Genomic DNA, 21,943 nt, shown 5'->3' on the forward strand with positions numbered 1-21,943 from the left:
CAGCGCTCGCCATTCCTCACGGGTTCGATATGTTTGGCTCATCATGCTAACACCTTATCAATTAGAATCGGTGGTAGCCTACGGCTTCAAATTATGGCTGAATAGGTGTGGTTGGCGTTACGCTTACCAAAACTCAAGCGGACTCGAGTTTTTGGCCAAGGTGCATCAAAGCAGTCTGCCGGAAAAGTATCTTTCGACTGCTTAAATTTCCTCCACTTTTGAAAAAAAAGCAATATGCGCGCACAAAAAAAGCCGCGCATTTCTGCGCGGCTTAAACTTTCACACCATTCTCACAAGAGAATTTTTTTCCAACCTTAGTTGGTTACCGTCGTAGTCGTCGGCGTTGTTGGTGGTACTGTTGGTGGCGTTGTTGGAGGAGTCGTCGGAGGCGTAGTTGGCTCCGTGATCTCGTCCTGCGGGTCTTCAGTGCTTGGAGCAACCGCTGCAACCAAAATTGCGACGCTTGCAACTGCACCTGCAGCACCCGCTGCACCTACACCACCTGCACCAGCTCCGGCAGCGCCTTGGCCAGCGGCGCCTTCATCGCCTTGGGCCATGGCCGAGCCCGCCGCAAGTGACAAAACTGACAGTAATGCAATAGCTGTCTTTTTCATGATGAATTTCCTTCTATCGATACATGTATCGGGTGTGTGTCCTACACACCCAAGCTTAATGGTCTCAAATTGACCGTGAAAATCAAGTTAAACTTTGTAAGGAAATCGTTATATTTCCTAGATTAGCGCGCTATCTGTTATAGAAAGGCGCGCGATTTTCTGTAATCGAGTGCAATTGCATCCGACGATTCAACATGTGGCCGCCGTCGCGATAGATTGGTGTCCAGCCAAATGTGCCGCGTGTTCGGGTTGGACGCACCGAGAACAGATCGAACGGTATCGAAATAAAGAACCCTTTGGTAAACGAGCCTTCCCCATAATCTCGTGATGAGACATTGGTAAAGGCCGCGTAGGCACCAACCGTGAGACTGCTATCAAAACGACGCTGATAAGTAATATTCACCCCACGATCGCCTGCCAGGAACTGTCCAAAGTTCAATGTTAACAAGCTGTCCTCAAGGAAAGAGAAATCACGTCCAATGTCGTAATAAACAGAGAAATGCCCGGTGGTCACCTCATAATCACGTAAGCCGAACGCGCCACTAAAATCTCGCTGACGCACGCGGTTAACATCGAGTCCAAATGCCCAAGTGCTGTCCAATGGGCGATATAAGACCTCGCCCCCAACACCACTGTACATCCGCTCAAGCACGCCACCGTAAGCCAGCGCATACCAATCATTGTTCAACTGCTGGAAGTAGTTCAATTGAATACGGTTCAACCAAACATCTTGCAACATATACTCACGAACCAGCGTGCGCACGCGCGGCAGCGGACTCGGTTGACCGTCCACGGTGAAATTGAAGCGGTCATAGTTATTGTGAATATTTACACCCACATCACCAACCACGCCCCAATTTTCATTGAACTGCCAATGCCCGAAGAGCGACACGTAGAGTTGGTAAAAATAAAAGGTTTCCGGTGAGCCGAAGCTCTGCTGAATGTGCGGGCTCCATCCATACGACGGTCGGCCACGGTATGGGCTATAAGTCTCCTGCCAACCCTCGGAATCGATATCAGGTCGTGGGCCCGGCTCAACACGGGTAAATCCTTGCCACGCATCCTGTGGGTTGACGTCAGGATCTTCGTAATTGAGCTGGCGGCGGTATTCGCTTAGATCCAGTTCAAAGGTTGCCAGCGGTCGGTTGTAGACCTGCTCGGTAATTTCAAGGCGCGTGATATGCTCCGGAAGCTCGGCGGCAAGAATGCGCGCCGTGCGATCGAGTTTTTCGCGCGGTTCCCGTTGGCGCCATGGATATGTATAGAGCGCAACGGTGTCGGGGGTTCCAGCGGTGGTGTCGGTCTGAGCGCCCAACGCAGTGCGTTGGCTACCAGCGGTGGTGTCGCCCAGAGCGCCCAACGCAGTGCGTTGGCTACCGTTCGTGTCCGACGACGTTGGTTGGTTACCTTCTTCGTAAGCGTAGAAGTGGGTGCCGCTGTAGGTGAAGTGTTGTCGCAGTTGACGACGCACGGCAGGCCAGTTCACTTCCTCAATCGTCGTGACTTTGGGCTCTTGCGGCGCGACGGGTGTTGGGTTGATCTTCACCTGTTGGAGCTGATTAAAGTTGGTTCGCAAGGTAAAACCGAATGAGAGGGTATCCCCTCGCTCGTAGCCCAAACGCAAATCAATCGCATTATTCAGTTGATAATTCAGACCAAAATTCCAAGGCGTGCGCGGTTCAATGTCAATTCCCGCACGGTCCGTCGAATAATCGTTCGATTCATATTCAAGTTTTAAGCGCAGCGGTTGCCACGGGGTTTGATACTCCACCCCACCGAACATAGCGGTCGGCCCTCGGAACCAGCGCCCATACTCAAATTGTCCACCGCGTCCACTCGTTGCCGTTGGCCTATCACAAAAACGATCAGCCGCGTGGCACAGCGGATTCTTAAACTGATCCCGCGTTCCCAAGCGCCCAAACCCCACACCCAAGGTAAAATCAAGGGGGCCCCATGCTTTGTTCGCGACAATAAATTCGCCATCAAACAAACCCGTTCCAGCGAAATCACGAAGTCCCACGGCTACTTCGGGCAGATAGTAACTTTCTTCCCACAAGCGGACTTTTACATCAAAGCCCTTATCCGTAAGGATCTGGTCACCACTAAAGCTTGGAACGTTACTGTACAGCCGGTTGGGCACTCGCACATAAAAAGCGCTGGTTTCCAGCCAATCAAATAACTGTAAATTCACCGTGTAACGGCGGTAAATATCCATGTCATTATAAGACAGGGTCAGCTCGCCTGGCTCGCCCATGCGGGCCGTAGGCATTTGAATCAAGCCAGCTTGTCCGTAATTTCCGGTGGTCACTCGGCGACGCGTATCAGAATAGGCGCCTGCGGCGGAATCCATCTGCTCAGATTGCCAGCTGCCTGACGCGCTGTATCGCTGAGTGGCGCGACGTAAGCGATCTGCATATCCAGCAGAATCCGTGCGCTGCGTTTGAACTTGAGCGCCAGAGCGGTCATACACGAAGTAAGACAGCAAAGACGCTAGGTTCTCGTCAAAATTGGGGGCGGCTTTTCTAGCCTCTCGGTGGAGCGCATGCCCCAGCACACCGACGGGCATGATGCCATACGCCGACGCTTCTCGTGGCCCAAGCCACACCATATCGCCCGGCTGGAGTTCAACTTGCGTGGCGTTATGCGGTCCCCAAGGAACATGAGAACGAACCTCAGTGTTGCGAACCAAGGTGGCGTGATCGCGATCAGCCCCATCGAGCAGCAAGTTTTGCTGCTGCAAACTTGCTAAATAGCCTCGAACACTTTGGCCGGCCTCAAAAGGCATCAATCCTGCAGACTCCACCAGCCCATACACAGCGATATGCTTCCCACGGGTGGGCAGATATAAGGTATAGCTTCCCGCTGGAATCAATGGGTTTGAATCATTCCGAAGACGTGCCCGCTCCAATGACAGCTCCCCATAAGGCTGAGCCCCAAGCTGCCACTGCTGAATTTGGCGGGCCAATGGCGCTGCTATCTCGGGCTGCGTACGCGCGATGGCATCTAAATCAGCTAAGACCCGCGAGCGCGCAGCTTCCGCTTGTGCCGCTCTATCGTTAAAAACTAAGCGTGCATTCGGCCAGTAGACATCTTCAAGGGGTTGCCCTTGCGCGGCAAATTGCGCCAGCGCAAAATCTAAAAAAGCATCCAAGCGCAACGATGCCTGGAGCTCCAGCGTGATCTGTTTCGCACGTGGAATCGGAGTTACATCATCGGCGATATTGGCCGGTTGGCGATACTGGCCATTCACATTCGTTCCACTTTGAGATGCATCCGACTCAAGCGCAAGCGCGGTTCCCGCAAGGGAGAAGATGGGCGCAAAGAGGATACCGAGGGTAATTGCATTCAACCGCATGTTCATTCCTGCTCCTCGCGTCCGATCCATTTCACTTGAGTTATCGCCAGAGGGGCCTCGCCCGGCATAAATGTTTGCTTACTTTTCACAACGTGTCCGTCAGGCTCAGCCCAAAATTCATTCACAAAACGCTCGCCCGTGGCATGGAAACGGCCTCGCTCGATAATGTGTGTGGTCTCGACCATACGGGTCGGCAGCTCAACCATCACGTTAGCCACGGTTTCAAATTGCGAGCTCACGCGCGAAGACTTGCTTTGGCTGCTCGTAGTGTAATCCACCTCGCGTTCCCATGCGGTCGGGCACCCCTGCGGGGCCGTCACAAGACAGCGCAACGGATCAGCGCTTCGATTGGATGTCGCATGCAAATCAATTGAGCCAAGTACAGGCTGCTGTTCAGCGCGAGCCAAACCAACCGTACGAACCAAGCGGCCGTGCTCTGTCACGAGGGTAATTTCATCACTTGTTACCCAATGTAATTGGCTTACGGTCTGACCTTGTGCGCTCAGTTGTTCTATGAACCCCAGTACAACAAAATTCTGAGGCCCGTTCCCGCGTCGAACATAAATGCCTGTGTAAGGAAAGTCAGCAATTTGCTCCGGTGTCAGTTCGAAGTCTTCACCGCTGGTAAACACATAGCGAAAGGTTTCACGAATATCTTGATGGACGCCACTGCAACCGACTAGAAGCCCTGTGAGTAGAAGGGGAACAACTGCAACTTTCATAACTCGCTGCGAGAAGGCAGCGCGAAGCAATTTCATAAATTCTTGTCCTTGTTTATTATTTCGCCATCGGATCAGGGCGCCCAACGCAGTGCGTTGGCTACGGTAACCAACGCACCGCGTTGGGCCCACAAATCACGGTAGCCAACGCAACGCGTTGGGCCCACGAATCACGGTAGCCAACGCACCGCGTTGGGTTCACAAATCACGGTAACCAACGCACCGCGTTGGGTTCACAAATCACGGTAACCAACGCAACGCGTTGGGCCCACAAATCACGGTAGCCAACGCAACGCGTTGGGCCCACGAATCACGGTAGCCAACGCAACGCGTTGGGCCCGCGAATCACGGTAGCCAACGCACCGCGTTGGGCCCACGAATCACGGTAGCCAACGCAACGCGTTGGGCCCACAAATCACGGTAGCCAACGCACCGCGTTGGGTTCACAAATCACGGTAGCCAACGCAACGCGTTGGGCCCCACACGCAACGTTGTTGCTGAGCAGGCGCTGGTTACACGAGCCTCGCTTTAGCTGCAAGTGACTGACAAATGAACTTGGTTAGTGCCTTATTCTCAGGGGCCCACCCCTCAATATTTGCGTGATGTTTGTGGTCTGTCTCATCGAGCTCGAGTCGCAGGTTCAAGTGGCCGCCTGGCATATCCTTCACCTCTTTTTGCGTTTCAAGCACAGCACCCGCAAAGAATTCGCACACACGCTTACAATCCTTACCGCGTTTTTTTTCGACTTTGCGCAAAATGGATGCAAAATCGGCAGGCTTAAAACGTGAGTACAAAAAAACGGACGTGTTATTCGTTCGTTTGTTTGGTTCAAAAGCCTTATGTTTTACCTGAGTGCTCGAGAATTCACTTTCCGAAAACAAAAACCTTCGGCAGATCTCGTCAGGTTGGATATGCGGAATTGAGGCGTTAAGCAAACGCCCGAAGAGTCGCTTCCATAAAGCTATAATCATCGGTATTCTTCCCTATTCCGAAATATTTTGAACCTTCAGGGTCATAAGCTGCGTAAGAGACGCGACCTTCACTGCTCACACTGATCGAGAAGGACGCACCATCCCCTCGCATCCATGTGCTTGAGATCTCACCATCTCGATCCACTCCCAGCTCTGGTATTCTAAATGTAGAGAATGGCTTTTTTTGCAGCATTTCATACAAAATCTGAAGTGCTCGAAGAACCTCATCAATTGAAATTGAATCATCCTCAAGCTCTTCGTCCATGCGCTTCACAAGCTCTATCACTTCGTCCACCAGTGAACGCTCTGTTCCGAGCCGCCAGATTTGCGAAGGTACATCATACAAGATTCCAGTGCGCGTATGCTCGAGGCGCTCTCGTGGCACATCGTCAAGGAATCGCTCGAAGAGCTCGTTATCTTGGTAAAAAAAACAAGACCGAGAATCAACGTCAGACTGTCCAAGGGCGAATACCGTCATTCGAGTTGCTCCAACATGTGTTTAGTAAGACAACTTATAAATGTTTCGTTTTTCTCATCTCTTAAGAGTTCTAGCAGGGAGGCAAGTTCCCGTCTGCTGCCGATAAATCCGGACCTTGCGTTTCGAGTCACGACAATATCTAAAACTACTAGTAACTTTTCTTTGGTCCTTTCTTTAAGACCTACAGCGATACCGACGTGCAGAGATTTGGTTTTATTGAAGTACGAAGAGCGCGAAAAAAAGTTTTCACCGACAAGATCTGATCTCGGCGGGGCTTTCGGTATCACAGTCAGATAATCATCCAAATTCACGCGACCTGTTTCGTCAAATTCAATGACAAGTTCATTAACAAAACGGACAGTCACACTCTTTAGACGTTGAAACGGATAGAACTCTAGTACATGCTCCCAAACCGAAAGACCCGGTTCAGTCAGGTCTTCCCAATTTTCGTACGGTGCGCATTTGCTCCAGAAAATGTGATCACTCAGGCATTGAAACTCCGCCCCATTAGAAAGGTTCACTTTAAACCCATCAATGCTGTCCGATTGTTGGGTGCTCACCGTGCGTCCTTCAAACTTCAGTTGAACGAAACCCTTGCTTATGGGTTTCACGTTATCGAAGTGAGTCTCGAGTGATGTTTTTAGAGCCGTCAGTTGCTCGTTGGAAAGGCTATCTTCGAATTTGAATTCAAGAATCGCCTCGCGTGCTGGGGCCTTTTTAAAGTGAAGTGTCACGCCTTATCCATTCCTTAGTCAGCAAGTCTATCGTCGATTATAGATGGCCATGGTAGTCCAAACAAAATTCATACGTCATCGCGCACGTATGCCCAACGCATTGCGTTGGCTACGGTAACCAACGCACCGCGTTGGGCCCACAAATCACGGTAACAAACGCAACGCGTTGGGTTCACAAATCACGGTAGCCAACGCAACGCGTTGGGCCCACGAATCACGGTAACCAACGCAATCCGTTGGGCCCACAAATCACGGTAGCCAACGCAACGCGTTGGGCCCACAAATCACACCACCCTACGCGCCGTTACGGAACGCGCGTTGGTTACCACCGAACTTCCCAATCCAAAAATATATTAAACGTGTTGTCGCGCTGTCCTTGATTGGTAAGCCCCGACTGGTTCGGGGTGTCTCGCCAGTAGTTTACACCGGTCACAACCCGACTGTTACTTAAGGGAATGTAAACGCTTAAATCGAATTGCTGACGGCGATGATAATCCCGTTGTGGAATCCGAACACCGGCCCACGCATTCCGTTCATACTCCCGCACCCGAACATCTAGCCCATAGCCGGCCGGAGTAAACTGCCAAAAACCAATGGCCATGCCCTCTCGATCAACATGCTCTAGGCGCTCCACAAACACTCGCGCGGCACTTTGAGGCTGGCCTGAGAACCAAGAGAACAACCCTGAAGAAAACTGCACGTCAGCTCCGATCGTATGAAAGGTTTCGTCAAGATCGGAACGATGCGAAATCACCTCGCCATAAACACTGAGTGACGCTGCTGGCCCAGAGAAAACCGTCACACGCGCATCTAACGCCGCGTTCTTTTGGGTGCGCTCAAGGTGAGCGCCGGTAAAGCGCGCGCCGAGCTCGATATAAGGCAGTGGGTTCACCGTGAGCCGTGCGCCGAAGGCTTCTTCGCGGCGGAAAGATTCAGAATCAACGCTGGTCATTTCGGTATTAGTGCCCAACGCAGTGCGTTGGCTACCATTACTCAACACGCCGTTACGGAACATGCCTTGGTTACCATCAATACCCAAGGACCGTGCGCTCCGCCCCACATAAGCAGTTGCGCTCCATGGCCCGAACCACCGAAGTCCCGCTACATCGAAGGGAGCTGCCCCTGCTCGTGTGAGCCGTAAGGCCTGGAGCGGCTGCTCGGAGCGGGTGTGCATGCCATCGTTCTCGTAGCTTGGCGACCACCAAGTTGTTAGTTGGTCCGCCGACAACACCCAGCTCCCCAGCACGTCATGACTTACAATTGTTGCCGCATAGGACCCGACAAAACTGATGGACTCAGGATCACGCGCGCGCCCCGGTAAAGCCTCACGACTGCGTCGAAAAGAGGTTTGTAGCCGAAACGCCGAATGGTCTGACTTGAAGTCGCGAGTGAGGGTCAGTGCCGCTTTCTCAGCCAAATCCTGACCAAACCCACGCTCCGCACCCAGCTCACTTTGTCCTGAGATTCGGCCGCCGGTGTAGCCACCACTTTGATGAAAATCGAGCACCGCCATCACATAGTGATACGCCTCTTGGCTACGGGGTTCTAGTTGCCGGGGATCGGTTTGTGAGAGATTTTCTAAGAACGCACCCCATAAAAGTGGGTAAGTGGTACTGGAGAATTGAATCAAACCCGCATCAGCAAGGATCTGCAAATGATGGCGCAGCTTGGTGTCCTCTGCATCCGCCCACGGCGTTGCATAAGCCGCGGAGTGAAACAGGTTTGGGGCCAGAAGCCCCAAACATAAAACGAACAAAGATGTTTTCAACTGCATCGCTTAAATACTATTAATTGCGGCAATAGCAACGGCCATTTGATACAAGATCTGCGTACTGGTCGCCCACAATTGCAAGTTGTCCTGATACGAAGTATTTAGCGGCACGACAATGGTATCACCGGGCTGAAGGTCTACGCGACTCGTGCTACTAAACCACCCGCGCCGTTGAGAGTACGGAACAACCGAGCCATCGGCGCGAACCACAAATATACCGCGGTTCTCAGCACGGCGCTTCAGCCCACCGCTCCGTTCAAGATAATCTCGCACGCTCAAGCTGCCATCGTATCGATAAGTTGATGGCATTTGCACTTCACCAATAATGGAAATGGTATTGCGCTGCCCCGGAATCACTAACCGATCACCGTCGCGTAACTCGATATCCCGGTCGCTACGTCCGGTAAGAATATCTTCTAGGTTCACGACCAAACGACCGACGGGTTCAGTCCCCACCAAGTCATTCAACAGCTGACTTAATTCGGCGTAGTTGACTGGGCTTCCATCGGTGAGGCTAATGCTCGCCATCTCTTGACGCAGTTCCCGGCTAAGTGCCTGTAATCGCTGCCGCTCTTGTTCCCGAATTTCTTCTCGGGTAAACACAGCGCCGCGCGTGAATGCGTAATCAGTCAATCCACCGGCTCGCTCAATCACGTCACGCAAGGTTTCACCGCGGCGTACCGCGTAAGTCCCTGGAAAACGCACTTCCCCTTCGAGGGTCACATCCACCGAATTCTGCCACTCTGGGATACGAAACACATTGATTTGATCGCGTGGCTTCACATCCACAGTTGCGCTGCCAAGCAGGGCGTCATACAAGTTAAATGGCACGTACTGGGTATTGGCAATCCCATCTTCCAATATGGTTCGGGTAATTTCTGCGCGCGCTAAATAGGCTGAATCGCGCAAGCCTCCCGCAGCGGCAATAAAACCACCGACCGAGGCGTTCTCAACCACTGGATATTCACCAGGGAAGCGAACTTCACCCGACACTCGGACCATACGCCCAGTGCCATCGACTTGGCCTTGGGTGCGAATACGTGTCGAGAGTTGCTCAAGTAATTTGTAGCGAGAGTTCTTGCTATAAATCACTAACTCGGACTCTGGAACGCGATTGCGCTCAGAACGCTGTCGATTTTGCTCCCGCAGCAGCTCGCGCATCATCTCAAACTCTTTGCGCTCATCTTCGCTGGCAAACCCAGCCCGAATCCGATCCGACTCTCTTTGAAAACGACTGAAAATAATAATTTCGTCGCGCGGTTGCAAAGCTAGGTTGTGCTCTTGAACGCCTCGTAAGGCGGATGCAACATCAAATTGGTAGAGTTTTAGGGCAAAGGTCTCGGACGCCTCGCGCACAATCAAGCCGTAATTAAGATCTGCTTCTGGAAGTAAATCTTGGGTTGGGCTACGCAGAATGTCATTGATTCGTAACCCTTGGCGCCATTCAAACGCACCGCCTCGGGTAGCAGCACCGCTTACCATGACGGCGTTATCAACTGCCTCGGCAACACGGGGGACGTAAATCTCATCGCCATCGCGCAGTGCCTGAGCTCCCTGAGCGCTCGCATTCAACGTCATCACGGCTCGTTGTCCGTCACGCACCCCCTGTACACGCACTGCGGGCAAATGAGCACCTGCGGTGTGACCGCCAGCAAAACGCAACGCATCGGCTAAGGTTTCACCCGCTTTTAATTCATACAAGGCTGGGCGAACGACTTGACCGTCTACTTTCACCATAGGGCCACGACTTGGAATAAACACCGCATCGCCCGGCTGTAACAGACGATCTTTGCTTGCATCGCCGCGGATCAGCAGATCGTAGAGATCAAACTCAACTATCGTCTCGCCTGCACGCTTCAGCTGAACATTCCGCAAGGAGGCAATTTCACTCACGCCGCCGCTGGCCAGAAGGGCCTGACTAATGGTGGTCAACGAACTCACCGTGTAGGCCCCTGGTTGATGCGCCTCACCCAGCACAAAAATCTGCATGCTGCGCAACTCACCCATACTGACAGCCACCTGCATGCCGATCATGCGCGTGTTGACTTGATGACGTACCAAATCTTTAAGCTCGTCGTAACTGAGCCCCGCCACGGTCAATGGCCCAAGGCGTGGAATGTGAATCCGGCCTTCCCGGTCCACCACCAAGGTATGGTTGATCGATTCTTGCCCATATAACTGCACAAGAATGGTATCCCCTGCACCAATCCGGTAGTTGCCTGGCACTGGGGCGTTATTCACTGGCGCAAAGGTACTTGGCTGGCCGGCAAAGATGTTATAACCGAAGGGTTTGAGTTCTTTGGGTTCACGTTTCTCACGTTCTTCGCGTTCCCCACGCGCTTCGCGGGAACGGCGCTCCTCATCGCGCTCATCACGGGGACGAATGGTCTCGGGATCTTCCAAACGCTCCGCACTCCCTTGCCGTTCGAGTAAGCTCAGATCGATCCCATACTGACGCGCAAGGGCCTCTTGTTGGGCACGGGGCAAGCGGCGAAACTGCTCTATTTGTGCTTGGCTGGGTTGGGCTTGTGCTGAGGCTGGACTAATGGGCAAAACGACCATGCCCAAGGTCAAGGTCGCTGCACAGAGGAATCCGATCCCTGTTTGAATCACGCTGAATTTCACACTCGTCTCCCGAAACTTAAAAAGCTAATTTTTTGATAATTCGTCATCAAGGTCTTGCATGTCAGCAACCTTGGTTTTTAATTTGGGCTGCCACGTGAGATCACAGATGGCACTGGTAGGCTGGAATGCCAATGGGGCTTGTTGTAGTAATGTATGGATATCATGCACTTTGAACTCAAAGCATAGGGTATCGAGCTGTTCAAGGTACAATTCGATTTCACGCCACGGTAAACTTAACTCCCGGGCCGTCATGATGCGCTTATGTTCAGATTCAAGCACATTCTCACCGATCAGTAATTCTTCATAGAGTTTTTCACCGGGCCGAAGGCCGGTGTAGACAATCTCAATGTCGCCATGGGGATTCTCTTTGCTTTTAATTTCAAGCCCCATCAAACGAATCAATTTTTGGGCAAGTTCCACAATTTTAACCGGTTCGCCCATATCCAAGACAAACACCTGTCCCCCATTATTGCCTTCTGCGCGTGCGGCTATGCTCCCCATCGCACCGGCTTGAATCACCAATTGTGCGGCCTCGGGGATAGTCATAAAGTAGCGGGTAATATCTGGATGGGTCACGGTAACAGGGCCGCCTTCCGCGATTTGGCGGCGAAACAGCGGAACAACCGAGCCAGAGGAACCCAGCACATTGCCAAATCGCACCATGGAGAAGTGCGTTTGATGGTCTTTGCGAGAAGCGAGGCCTTGCAGCACTAATTCAGCGAAGCGTTTGGTGGCGCCCATTACATTGGTGGGGCGCACGGCTTTATCCGTGGAAATCAAAACAAAATCTTGCACACCGGCGCTAATGGCTGCCTGCGCTGTGCGGAAGGTGCCAAAAATATTATTGCGAACCCCCTCAACAATATTGAACTCGACCATGGGAACATGTTTGTAAGCCGCTGCATGGTACACCGTTTCAATATGAAAGCGCTGCATTGTACGGGTCAAGCGGTTTTGGTTTTGAATGCTCGAGAGGACCGGTTTAATAAGAACATCCAGTTCATGCTGATGAACGTATTCTTGCAGCTCTTTTTCTATGGCATACAGATTGTATTCAGAGACTTCAACGAGCACGAGCATTGAGGGTTCGTACTGGACAATCTGGCGACATAGCTCGGCTCCAATGGAGCCACCCGCTCCGGTCACCAAAACGGCCTTCCCACGAATGTTCACTTCCATAAGCTTTTTGCGCGGTTCAACCGGATCTCGCCCGAGTAAATCCTCAATACGCACATCTTGGAGTTCATCAATGCGCATCTTGCCGCTGACCACATCGGACATACCTGGGATGGTTTGGACTGTTACCTTGAACGGCTCAAGATACTCCAGTATTTCTTTTCGCCGGGAGCGTGCTGCACTTGGAATTGCGAGCAAAACGAGCTTGGGTTCATAATGCTCTAACACTTCTTCAATCTGTTTTGGAGAGAACACCCGAATTCCGAGCATGGTTGAGTTTTGTAACGTTGGATCATCGTCTAAAAACGCGATCGGGTGGAATTCTCCCCCATTCAGTAGCGATTGTGCTAGTTGCCGCCCCGCCGAACCTGCACCGTAGATGATGACGCGAGTCTTGCGACGACTTACTTTTTGCTCGTACAAGGCCCGCATTAACAACCGGAGACCTCCCACGAGGACTAGCGACATGAGTGCGTAATTTATCACCACACTGGCGGGTACATCGGCATTTAGGCTCCAAACCGCAGCTGCCAGAACGAGCGCTGAGGTGAGTACACCCGACGTAATCACTAACAGGGCCGATAGCGCCATGTACCGAACCACTGCGCGATACAGACCAAGCCGTACAAACAACAGCAACGAGACGGGCAGCGCCAATAAGAATGCCCAATACACATCTGCGTCTTGTGGAATGAAGACTTGCTCATAACGCACGAACAGCGCAAATGCATAGGAGAATGTCAGGGCAACAATATCAATACCCACCGAAATGGCGCGTTTGGTGTTGCGTGGAAGTGTTGTTAGATGCCGTATCATAAGTTTTTATTTTGACGGTCGAACGCGATCGCCACTGCCTTTGCCGGTTATTGTAAGCAGAATGTACTTAAAATAGCGCGAAATCGACATTTCTGCGATCATCTTTGCATCGGTTTCAGCAAGCAGGTGGGGCGTCGACATGTCAATTTCGTTCACCTGCGCTAGCCCAGTAATCCCCGGGCGGACGGCAAAGACGCCACGTTCTTCTCGTTCTTGAATGAGCTCTTCCTGATTGAACAAGCACGGACGCGGTCCTACCAAGCTCATCTCTCCTTTCAAGACATTCCAAAGCTGGGGAAGTTCGTCGAGTTTGGTTTTTCTTAAAAAAGCGCCGAATTTGGTAATGGCGTTTGCATCTGCCAGGTGGCTTGCAACGGATGCGGTATCCGGGCGCATGGTGCGGAATTTTACCAGGGTAAAGGGCTTTTTGTTTTTCCCAACACGCTCCTGCTTGAAAAGGGGCGAACCAGTATCGAATACTCCGATAACCCACAATACGAGCAACACAGGAAAGCCAAAGACTAAACCGAAAAAAGCACTTAAAAAATCAAAAATACGAATCACTTCTCTTGTCCTTTCATATACTCCACACAGCGCGCTAACTCTTCTTGCAAGGAGACTTTTGGCACCCAGTCGAGCGTTTTCTTCGTATGCTCGATATCAACACGCAGTGAGCCAAAAAGGCGATCAGCGATTGCGCCTTTGCCGACTAAACGTGCCGCGAAAGACATCAAGGACATCGGAAAAGGAAGGAGTCTAGGTTTTTTACCGAATGCACGTGTCATTTCTTTGAGTAGCTCCGACGTTGATACATCGTGACCATCACTCGCCATAAAAATCTGATTTCCTGCATTTGGGTGATCAATACAAGTCACAATTAAATCAACTAAATTCTGAATACCCACCATGCTTCGTGCGTTATTTACTGAACCCAATGGCAGTGGAAGGTTCTTTTCAGCCAGTTTAAGTAAAGACGCAAAGTTTGCTTTTACGCCAGGCCCATAAACAAGAGGCGCACGAATAATGGTCACCTCCATGCCAGTCTCCCGAGCTATCTTCACTAGTTCCTTTTCAGCCTCTGCTTTTGATTCGCCATAGGGATCTTGAGGGTTATAGGCAGAATCGAACCGATACGCTTCGTTCGGGGCCGTTGATTCGCCCAAGGCTTTCACAGAGCTAAGGAAAATGAAGCGCTTGGCGCCGGCGGCAGCGGCTTGCTGAGCGAGACGCGCAGTTGCGACAACATTCGCTTGAACATATTGATTATCGCTTGCTAAAGCACCTTCACTCATTTGATGAACGCGTGCCGCACAATGAATAATAACATCTGTGCTAGTCAAGAAGCTCTCGAGCTGGAATTCCGAGGATAAATCAAACGCTATAAAAGCGTCTGCTTCCTTTCTGTCTTCTCTCGCGAGACACGCTATATGATACTTAGATTCTGTGCGATCTCTCAGGCTTCTAATTAAATGAGAGCCAACGAAACCACTGCTTCCCGTGATTGCTAAACTAATCATCAGTGCTATTCTTCCCTATCTTCGAGTTAGGATATTTAGAGTCCTATTCTGCAGTTCCGTTCTATCGCTAGGTAGTAGGTAGCTAGTCAAAATACACTTTTCAAGTTGGATCGGTGAAAGCCATTTGGATGTAAGTGCCTCTTTTAACGGTTCTAGAACGTCTCGATTGCGAAACCTGATTTGTGCCTAGAAAAGTCATTCGTTTTAGATTTGATAAGTTTACTACTTGATTAGATAAATTTACTACTTATAACTGCCTTATTTTCTGGGGAGCTACAGAGCGGGCTCGGCTACTTTTATTTATTATATCCTCTAGGGTTTTTTAACTGCCAGCGCCAAGCGTCTTCGCACATCCTATTTAGATCAAGCTCCGCTTTCCAGTTCAGCATTTTAAACGCATACGTCGGGTCGGCATAACATTGCTCGACATCACCGGGTCTGCGTGCCACAATCTCATAAGGCACTCGTTCACCTGATGCCTTTTCAAAAGCCTTCAGCACTTCTAAGACCGAATAGCCGCGCCCGGTGCCTAGATTAAATGTTAACAGGCCGTTATACCCGCCAGAGTATGGTGATTCGCTTAACTTGCGCAACGCCGCCACATGCCCTTTCGCTAAATCCACCACGTGAATATAGTCGCGCACGCCTGTGCCATCGACCGTATTATAATCACCACCAAACACCGATAACTTTTCAAGCAACCCCATAGCCACCTGCGATACAAACGGCATCAGATTATTTGGTATGCCATGAGGGTCCTCACCAATCAATCCAGATTCATGCGCTCCCACAGGATTAAAGTAACGTAGCAAGCTGATTGACCAGTCTTGATCACTAGTAAACAGGTCACGTAAAATATTCTCTACCATCAACTTTGAGCCACCATAAGGATTAGTGGTTAATAATGGGAAGTCCTCCTTAATCGGCACACTCGCAGGATCACCATAAACCGTTGCAGACGAACTAAACACCAAGCGTTTGCAACCAAAATCGGCCATCACCTCGAACAACGACAGCGAGCCCGATACATTATTATTATAATAACGCAACGGATTCGCCACCGACTCTCCGACTGCCTTTAACCCTGCAAAATGAATCACCGCGTCAATCTCAAATCGCTCAAAAACAGACCGTAACAAATCACGATCTCGAATATCTCCCTTGATAAACCTCAAAGATTTCTTAGAAATTTTCTTCACTCGCTCGAGAGATTCAGACGATGAATTGCTCAAGTTGTCCAACACCACCAAATCGTATCCAGCCGCCAAAAGCTCAACACTAGTATGCGAACCGATATAACCGGCCCCGCCTGTAACTAAAATCAAACTTCTTCCCCCAATACAATCTTTGCCAAAACTCGATTAATTTTTTGTACATCAAACTGCTCGACGGCCATACGATGACCTTCATCACCCATGCGTTGAATCTCTTTTGGATGCTCAATCAAATACAGCATTTTTTCAGCAAGTACCTGCGCATTAAACGGCGGCACAATAAAACCATTGACACCATCTTCAACAGTTTCTTTACAACCTGGTACATCGGTTGTTATTACTGCTCGCCCAATGGCCATTGCTTCTTGCGTGGAGCGGGGAAACCCCTCGCGATAATAGGACGGTAAAACAAACACATGTGAATCGGCTATCCATTCAGGTACATTCGAGACATGCCCAGGATAAATTACTACACCCTCTTGAATAACCTCATCAAGTTGTTGCTTGGAAAGCGCTCCTGGGTTATCCGGATCTAGCCCGCCCAACATCAAAAACTCGGAACTCGGATGTTGCTCCTTTACTAAGCGCGCCGCTTCAAGGTATTCAAAAACCCCCTTCTCAGCTAACAAACGCGCTATAAAAATAAACCGGATAGGCTTTTTTAAATCCACCGCACGATAAGGATATCTCTCTAAATTCAAACCAATCGGCCCAAGCACCTGCAACTTACTTTGATTTAAAAACGCCTTTTTTGTTAAATCAACCGGGTCATCCGAGTTCAAAAACAACACCACATCCGCAAACGCATAGGCAACAGACACCAGAAAACCATGAATTCGCTGCAATACACGCTTTTTTAAACTAAAACCATTTCGAGCTGGCGTGTGGATATAACCAAGTCCCTCTAACATCGAAATACAACGGCTAACGCCTGCTAATCTGGCGGAAATCGTGCCATAAATCGAAGGTTTGACAAAAAAACTAAACACTACATCCGGTGCAATTTTTTTTAATTGCCTAGATAAACGCCAAGTATCACGTAAGTCTATAAATGGATTTGTACCCACTTTGCTTAATGTATAGTCAATCGGGATAGCCCCCATGGACTTGACAATTGCTCGAGTCTCTAGCGAAAAGTCAATTGCAAAAACATATACCTCATACTCTTGTCTAATCAAATACTCTATAAAGTCTTTGCGAAAGATCACTATACCTGGCGATACATTTTGGGATATGAAAACGATTCTCTTCACTTGATAGCCCACACTTGTAAATACGCGCCAACCATTCTTTCAATACTAAAGTTCTCTACAATTCGATTACGACAGCTTGCTTTGCGCTCTGACCAGGCCTGATGATTCGCTTGTTTTTCTTCCAGCGCTTGCATGATCGTATCGGCTAGGGCTTGCTCCTCCTTTGGCGGCACAATCCAACCCGTTTCTCCAACAATTAAAGCTGCATCACCTACCTCTGTTGATACACAAGGTGTGGCACATGCCATCGCCTCTGCAAGTACATTGGGAAAAGCTTCACCAAAAGATGAGGATAAAACATGCAAATCCAAGCCATTCATAACCGCGGGAATATCTGTACGCTGACCGAGTAAAACAACATTATCCGTTAATTTATTATCATCAATTTTCTTTATTAAAGTTTGATTATTAGCATCTAAATCCCGTCCTATTAAAACCAATTTGCAGTCGTAACCTGCATTTATAACCAAGCCTAAAGCGTCAATTAGCTTTCCATGATCTTTTTGTGGATCATAACGCCCAACCATACCAATTAAGTTTTCATCAACACTCAACCCAATCTCGTTACGAAAAGCGACTCGCGCGTCACTATTAATTGAAAAATGAGTGAGATCATAGCCGTTGCCAATAATTTCAGCTTTACCCTTTTTATAGCCCAGAGCTTCATGCACCGCTCTTGCTTCATAGGCGCAATAAACGACTTTTTTGGGAATCAGACCTGAAACAAAAGCGCACACCTTCACAACGCAAATCGTAGAACGCTTTGATTTGCCCGGCTCCAAAGTAGTATTTCTCACATTCCAAAAAACATTCTTCACTCCGGCTAATCTAGAAATCACGCCCCCAATCAAGTCAGCATGGTACATCCAAGTTTGAACCACATTGGGTTTATCCTTTCGTAATAACTTAAATAACTTCCCCAAACCAGCCAATGAAACACGTGATTGCGGCATATTCAAACAATGAACTTCAACCCCTACGCCTCTGAGTAAAGGTCCATATTTACCTTCATGCATCATCGAGATGACAACGTGTTTATGTTTGGAGTCATACTTACAAAGACGATACAAAACACCTTCTGCTCCACCATCATCCAGACTCGAAATGATATGAACAATCTTTATCATTTAAAAACCTGCCCCCCAACCAAGCCACGGTTGATTTATCCTTAATAACCAAGACAATCCCACAAAACCCGAGATAAATACTATAAAGAATTTCCTCCGCCATGAAGTTAAACTTAAGCTTGACAATAAAACAATAACGATCATACTTTCAAAAATTCGCGCCGTAACTTCGATTAGAAAATACGTTGATAAATAGAACGCAATTGCAGTCATTGCGAATGCATTTGCTTTTGCAAAACGTCTCCCCTGAAGCAAATAGAGCACAAAAACACACAGCCAAAATAAAAACCCCAACCCACTGACTTCTGTTGAACTGAATTCATATTCTTCAGCTTGTCGAGCACCGAAAATGGCGGCAAGAAATCCGAGACCTAAACTTAGACCCACACCTAACAACACAACAGCGATTGTCCTTAAATCAATGGCAAACCTTAACTGTTTCAATAACCACGTAAAACCGTAAAGAAATAACACAAAGAAGAAACTAGCATGAATTAGAGGGCTTAATGCAAACAGAAACCATTTCCAAGGTTTCGAAAGCGTAAACCACCCCATTAAAAAAAAACCAATTGCAAGCCCTTGCCTAATATGAACCACAGACTTACCTATTACTTGTGGAAAGAACAGGATAAAAAGCAAAAAAGCAAAGTACTTTGGATTAACACATAAAACCAGGTATGCTTTGACAAAAGCAGTAAAAAATATAATTAATTTAAGGGTCGCCTCCGGATCAAGGAGTTGATTTAATACTAGATTAATTGACAACCAAACGGGTTCATTTACGACCAAAGCAAGATAACCGTCAGAGAGATATCTAAGAGCTATCACCTCAGAAGAACCAGCATACTCGAGATAATTTAGCCTGTCCTTTATTGATCCATCCATTGGAATATAATTAGCCAAAACATAGGCATAAAAAAAAGACAGCAATAAAATACCGATTCTATAACTCGCTTTAATATTCTTATTTCTTCTATAATCTGAAATCAAAATTAAACCTCAGCCTACTGAACTGAGTAATGTTTGGTATTTTTTCGCCACCTCTAGAATTCGGTTCTTGCTCGCAGTAGCATTGATGACTAATGGATTAAAGCTTAAATTAATAAGCTTCACTAATTTAGATCTAAAATCCTCAACATCTTGATATTTAACCAAATATCCATTCACACCATCTTCAATAATCTCGCTTGGACCACTTGGGCAGTCGAAGGCAATAACAGGTGTGCCGAGCGTAATTGACTCAACCAGGACGTTGGGAAAGCCTTCGTATATAGAAGTTAAAACAGTTGCTTTTGCGTTCAGGTAGTAAGGAAGCATGTCTTTTTGAAAACCCTCGAAATCCACTCGATTCGCAACACCAAAGTCGACCGCACATTGTTTTAACTCTTGCTCTAAACTACCCTGCCCAACAATTTTAAGCCTAAGGTTAGGAAAATCATCAGCAACGCGTGCAAAACCTTCTATCGCATAATGAAAGCCTTTTTGCTTTTCTAAACGCCCGACGCACAATAAACAATCTTGCTTTTCGACCTGATTCAAGTCATTCGACTTGGCATAATCTTCAATATGCTTGGCAACCGGGTTATAAATCACACTCGATTTTTCAGCCAACTGCGGATATAGAGAAATCAAGTCCTCACGCATCGCTTGGCACTGATTGATCACATGGTCCACCTTGCAGTAAAAGCCATCAATCAAGGGTTTCACCACGTATTTTCGCCAAAAGCCTTGCGCCTGATTGCGTTTTTTCGAAAGCGTATTAATATTGCGAGCAATAATAGTTGTTTTGAAGCGAAAGATAGTCCGTAGCATCACTAAGACCACAGCGAGTTCATAGTTAAACACTAAAACGGTTTTCGGTTTTTGCTGACGAATGTATTTCAACAAAGGCAGGCCTGCATAACGCGCATTGCTCACATCCAACACCACTAAGTTCACCTCATCCGAAACCCGGTCATGATAAGCTGCATTATTTAAATGTAGCACCACCAAATCAACAGACCAGCCTTGCTTAGCCAGGCCATTCGCCACATTCACACAAACTCCCTCAGCCCCTCCACCGACCAGAGAGCTGATTAAAAACGTTACTTTTTTACCATCTAAACTTTGCATTAATTTCTACCATGCCTGCTTGCTGTATTTTTAAATAGCGGTTACGGTTATACTGCAGTGGTTGTAATGATCAAAAAAACCCGGACACACTAAAAAATCATTGGTCCTATTTTAAGGGATGGTTACATTATTTACTCCATGTCTCGACATATTGCTGCGCAACTTTTGTATGACCATGCACGCGTTCAGCAAATTGTCTTGACTCAAAGCCCAGCTCTGAGATTTTTGTTCGCTTCTCTAATAGCTTTTCCACTTCATCAATAATAGATTGTGCGTTTGGTTTTAAATTGATCACAGGTGAACTATCAACACCTAACGATTTTAGGGACTCCGGTTCCGCCCCACCCATCACTATCTTCCCCATTGCTAATGCATAAACACCATTCACGCCTAATGAATGGGAATACATTTGATCAATAACGACATTAGTACGTTTCATCACATCTAAATATTCACTTAATGGAATTTTTCCATCAATAATTAACTCTAGGTCATTAGGGTGTTTTTTTGATAAATACTCGAACGCTTGCTCAACATGGCGCGTGCCTTTAAAGCCATAACGATTCAGCCCGTGAAAAATAGTTATTTTTTTTCCAGCCTCATTCTCTTTGTATTCAATTTTATCTGTATTAATTGGAATTGGTATTGTATTAAGACGCTTTTCTTTCTCAGATTCATAACTAACTTCATATTCATACATTATTGGAATGACGCCCTTGGCCAAATCTACAATTTTCTTATTAAAAGCAAAGGATTTATCTGACTCCATAAAATGCGAACCCTGCTTTAAATCAAACTTCAAAAAATCATCAAATGGCCCATATTTTAACGCCTTCCTACCATACCGCCAAAAGTAAGAATCTGTCCCTGCGCCGAGTAGAAAGAACTTGTGATTAGCTTCAACTATACTTTTAAGAAAAAAATATCTTGGAAAATAAGACATCTCAAAAATAAAGGGGTTGACAAGTTGAACAACATCGTACCCCCTCATTTCTGGGAAACTTGCAATTGGCTTAACTCTGCGATGAATCTTTCCTAGAATACCAGGCAAATCTGAATCAAACGAAATATCAACTGGAACTTTTTTAAAACCGTCGCGACTTGCTGCAACTACCACTTTATGACCTAATTCAACTAAACCTTCTTTTAAGTTCTTGTGCAACGCACTGAACTCTCCTAACAATAATATTTTCACAAATATCTTTTCCTTTTTCACCACACCCAAAGGGGATTAAGGCTTGGTTTCTTTAATGCAAAATTCAGTTATTGCCGCAACACACACTATATTAGAAGAAGTCAAAAAATAGTGGTCAAGAAAGCTCGGACAAATTCTTCCTGAATTCAGATAATAACCGCAACACTCATGTAATGGGATAGGTCGAAAGGAGGTCAGCTACCGACATGTGGTAGTCTTACTTTTCGACCAAAAAAAGTGAGTTCCAACATGAGTTATCGGCAGCT

The 21,943-nt window shown here is 48.0% G+C and carries 18 protein-coding genes; 1 reads left to right on the forward strand and 17 read right to left on the reverse strand.

The features are described 5' to 3' along the window. Positions 1 to 205, forward strand: a 205-nt coding sequence (locus tag CWE11_RS12110; RefSeq protein WP_206750189.1) for a hypothetical protein, incomplete at its 5' end; no start/stop codon positions are given. A gap of 109 nt (positions 206 to 314) precedes the next feature. On the opposite strand, the gene CWE11_RS12075 is transcribed toward CWE11_RS12110, so the two are convergent. The 17 genes from CWE11_RS12075 to CWE11_RS11230 form a co-directional block, all read right to left on the reverse strand. Then, the gene (locus CWE11_RS12075; RefSeq protein WP_157981352.1) at positions 315 to 614 is read right to left on the reverse strand and encodes a hypothetical protein; all 300 of its coding nucleotides are present in this window, start codon (positions 612 to 614) and stop codon (positions 315 to 317) included. A gap of 130 nt (positions 615 to 744) precedes the next feature. Continuing rightward, positions 745 to 3,969: a YjbH domain-containing protein gene (locus CWE11_RS11155; RefSeq protein ID WP_198675639.1), complete on the reverse strand. Its 3,225-nt coding sequence runs from the start codon at positions 3,967 to 3,969 to the stop codon at positions 745 to 747. A 2-nt stretch (positions 3,970 to 3,971) separates the two neighbouring features. Beyond that, the gene (locus CWE11_RS11160) at positions 3,972 to 4,727 is read right to left on the reverse strand and encodes a YjbF family lipoprotein (protein WP_126777711.1); all 756 of its coding nucleotides are present in this window, start codon (positions 4,725 to 4,727) and stop codon (positions 3,972 to 3,974) included. A 473-nt stretch (positions 4,728 to 5,200) separates the two neighbouring features. Next, positions 5,201 to 5,401 (reverse strand): hypothetical protein, encoded by a 201-nt coding sequence (locus CWE11_RS11165; protein ID WP_126777712.1) that lies wholly within the window; start codon positions 5,399 to 5,401, stop codon positions 5,201 to 5,203. Positions 5,402 to 5,615: 214 nt separating this feature from the next. Then, on the reverse strand, positions 5,616 to 6,137 hold the full coding sequence (locus CWE11_RS11170) for a hypothetical protein (RefSeq protein ID WP_126777713.1): 522 nt from the start codon (positions 6,135 to 6,137) through the stop codon (positions 5,616 to 5,618). Continuing rightward, positions 6,134 to 6,871 carry a TIGR04255 family protein gene (locus CWE11_RS11175; protein ID WP_126777714.1) on the reverse strand — a complete coding sequence of 246 codons (738 nt, stop codon included), beginning with the start codon at positions 6,869 to 6,871 and terminating at the stop codon, positions 6,134 to 6,136. The genes CWE11_RS11170 and CWE11_RS11175 overlap by 4 nt, the downstream gene beginning before the upstream one ends. A 322-nt stretch (positions 6,872 to 7,193) precedes the next feature. Beyond that, positions 7,194 to 8,645, reverse strand: a complete 1,452-nt coding sequence (locus CWE11_RS11180) for a capsule assembly Wzi family protein (protein WP_126777715.1) — start codon at positions 8,643 to 8,645, stop codon at positions 7,194 to 7,196. A 3-nt stretch (positions 8,646 to 8,648) separates the two neighbouring features. Further along, positions 8,649 to 11,267, reverse strand: a complete 2,619-nt coding sequence (locus CWE11_RS11185) for an SLBB domain-containing protein (RefSeq protein WP_126777716.1) — start codon at positions 11,265 to 11,267, stop codon at positions 8,649 to 8,651. Positions 11,268 to 11,291: 24 nt separating this feature from the next. Next, on the reverse strand, positions 11,292 to 13,259 hold the full coding sequence (locus CWE11_RS11190; RefSeq protein WP_126777717.1) for a polysaccharide biosynthesis protein: 1,968 nt from the start codon (positions 13,257 to 13,259) through the stop codon (positions 11,292 to 11,294). Between the two features lie 6 nt (positions 13,260 to 13,265). Continuing rightward, entirely contained in the window at positions 13,266 to 13,823 is a 558-nt protein-coding gene (locus CWE11_RS11195) for a sugar transferase (protein ID WP_126777718.1), read from the reverse strand. Further along, entirely contained in the window at positions 13,820 to 14,776 is a 957-nt protein-coding gene (locus tag CWE11_RS11200; protein WP_126777719.1) for an NAD-dependent epimerase/dehydratase family protein, read from the reverse strand. The genes CWE11_RS11195 and CWE11_RS11200 overlap by 4 nt, the downstream gene beginning before the upstream one ends. A 296-nt stretch (positions 14,777 to 15,072) precedes the next feature. After that, positions 15,073 to 16,101: a UDP-glucose 4-epimerase GalE gene (gene galE, locus CWE11_RS11205; protein WP_126777720.1), complete on the reverse strand. Its 1,029-nt coding sequence runs from the start codon at positions 16,099 to 16,101 to the stop codon at positions 15,073 to 15,075. Further along, the gene (locus CWE11_RS11210; protein WP_198675640.1) at positions 16,098 to 17,243 is read right to left on the reverse strand and encodes a glycosyltransferase family 4 protein; all 1,146 of its coding nucleotides are present in this window, start codon (positions 17,241 to 17,243) and stop codon (positions 16,098 to 16,100) included. The genes galE and CWE11_RS11210 overlap by 4 nt, the downstream gene beginning before the upstream one ends. Further along, positions 17,240 to 18,370 (reverse strand): glycosyltransferase family 4 protein, encoded by a 1,131-nt coding sequence (locus CWE11_RS11215; RefSeq protein WP_126777721.1) that lies wholly within the window; start codon positions 18,368 to 18,370, stop codon positions 17,240 to 17,242. The genes CWE11_RS11210 and CWE11_RS11215 overlap by 4 nt, the downstream gene beginning before the upstream one ends. Further along, entirely contained in the window at positions 18,371 to 19,360 is a 990-nt protein-coding gene (locus CWE11_RS11220; protein WP_126777722.1) for an EpsG family protein, read from the reverse strand. It abuts the gene before it with no gap. Between the two features lie 9 nt (positions 19,361 to 19,369). Continuing rightward, positions 19,370 to 20,482: a glycosyltransferase gene (locus CWE11_RS11225; protein ID WP_126777723.1), complete on the reverse strand. Its 1,113-nt coding sequence runs from the start codon at positions 20,480 to 20,482 to the stop codon at positions 19,370 to 19,372. Positions 20,483 to 20,609: 127 nt separating this feature from the next. Continuing rightward, a complete protein-coding gene (locus CWE11_RS11230) occupies positions 20,610 to 21,677 on the reverse strand; it encodes a glycosyltransferase (protein ID WP_126777724.1) in 1,068 nt (355 codons plus the stop codon). Between the last annotated feature and the right edge of the window lie 266 nt (positions 21,678 to 21,943).

Origin of the sequence: Aliidiomarina sanyensis (assembly GCF_003987175.1) — a bacterium.
Lineage (GTDB): Bacteria > Pseudomonadota > Gammaproteobacteria > Enterobacterales > Alteromonadaceae > Aliidiomarina > Aliidiomarina sanyensis.